Source organism: Vibrio sp. S11_S32 (assembly GCF_014694465.1).
In the GTDB taxonomy this organism is placed as follows: Bacteria; Pseudomonadota; Gammaproteobacteria; order Enterobacterales; family Vibrionaceae; genus Vibrio; species Vibrio algicola.
Window position 1 is genome coordinate 1 of sequence record NZ_JAAUWS010000108.1, and the last position, 1,639, is coordinate 1,639.

A 1,639-nucleotide genomic window follows, 5' to 3' on the forward strand; every position below is an offset into this window, starting at 1 on the left:
ATAGCCACATATAACACTGTTTGTTTTCTTTAAGTACATTGAGTGGTGTTTCATCCGCTTGAATAACCACTTGCTCTAGCAAGTGGTTTCTCAAGGCTTGATAAAGCGGTTTGAATTTCTCACTTACTTGGATTACCCACCTTGCCATCGTCGTTCTCGATAAGTCGATGCCCGATTGATTGAACAAGGTCTCTTGACGATATAATGGCAGCGCGTATTGGTATTTTCCTAAAATGATATTGGCAAGTAAGCTTTCTGTTGCAAAGCTTTTAGGGATGATGCTATCCGGAGTTGGATGCTGATGGATTTGGCTTGTTTCAGCCTTCTCTTCACATTGACGACAAGCGTACTTCGGACGAACTATCTCGAGCACTTTTAATATCGCTGGGGTAAATTCTAACTTTTCACTGCGGTCTTCACCGATCCGGTGAAGTGCATGCTGACAACATGGGCATTGTTTATCATGTTCATCAAGATCGAGAAGACGGGTTTCACGAAGTAAGTCTTTTGGTAACGGTTGACGTTTACCTCGTTTTTTTGTGGTCGTTGCCGTGGTAATGACAACATCACTTTCCGCCTTGGCAGCTTCACACTCGACCTCATTAAAGAGGTCACCTTGTGCTTCATCATAAGGTTTCAATGATTCTGAGCGTTTAGCAAACTGGCGATCAAGCGCCAGTTTAAATTGTTCAATTAAGGATTGTCGCTCCTGTTGCCACTGCGATTCCTTTTCTTGCCAACTTTTTTGCTCCGACATTAAAGCCTTCACCATCGCTTGCAGCTCGGTGATATCTTGGCTTTCAGGGTTAATGTAGGTCATCTTTTTCATGGGTTAATTATACTAAAAACACCATGAAAAACCTTGGTTTTTCTTACTGTTATTCAGATTAACTCATTGTTAAATTATCGATTTTTATTGGTTTATGGCCAATTATAGTAAAGCCAGATAACAGCTGTTCCAAATCAAAATCAGTCAGTGAAAATACCTGATTTTTTTCATGATTAGGCCATTTGAACTTGGCTTTTTCCAGTCGTTTATACCACAGTGCAAACCCCGTTTTATCCCAATATAAGACTTTGATTTTATCGCGTTGCTTATTAGTAAACAGGAATAGTGCCCCAGAACTTAAAGAGAAATTGGTATCAGATTCGATAATGGCCGCAAGGCCATTAATGGATTTTCTAAAATCGACATACTCTCGATACAAATAAATATTGGGCGCACTGAGCATTCTTTTCATGCTAATGCTCCAATAAGTTCTGCAAGGTAAGCGACTGGCGTACCTTGCGGTACGCTCAGTTCAATATGATTGACAGATAATGTCATATTCGCGACAGGGATTTGCGCTGCTTGATAGTGTGTTTTAGTTTCAACAATCTCGGCTTGCACAAAACCACTATGAGTTGTTCCGTTAATCCGTCGTAATTGTTGGCGTTTGGCATGAAAAGTAGAAAGGCTCAGTCCGTGACGTTCGCAGAATACCTTCTGCGATAAATGCGCCGACTCATATTGCTCGAGCAGAGATTGCCATTCTTGATTAGTGTGTCGTTGTGCCATATTCAAATCTCCTAATAGTTTGAGATCTGATCTTATGATTCGCAAAAATAAATGAACATGTGGGGTTTATGGGGCGCTTAC

Annotated in this window: 3 protein-coding genes; all 3 read right to left on the reverse strand. The window is 40.8% G+C overall.

Features of this window, described 5'->3' with window-relative positions:
* Window positions 1–829 (reverse strand): IS66 family transposase (tnpC, locus tag HC723_RS16735; protein WP_190339896.1); only part of this gene is annotated, 829 nt, incomplete at its 3' end.
* 58 nt (window positions 830–887) lie between these two features.
* Window positions 888–1,241 (reverse strand): IS66 family insertion sequence element accessory protein TnpB, encoded by a 354-nt coding sequence (gene tnpB / locus HC723_RS16740; protein WP_190339897.1) that lies wholly within the window; start codon window positions 1,239–1,241, stop codon window positions 888–890.
* Window positions 1,238–1,558, reverse strand: coding sequence for an IS66 family insertion sequence element accessory protein TnpA (gene tnpA / locus HC723_RS16745; RefSeq protein ID WP_190339898.1), 321 nt, complete (start codon window positions 1,556–1,558; stop codon window positions 1,238–1,240). The genes tnpB and tnpA overlap by 4 nt, the downstream gene beginning before the upstream one ends.
* Between the last annotated feature and the right edge of the window lie 81 nt (window positions 1,559–1,639).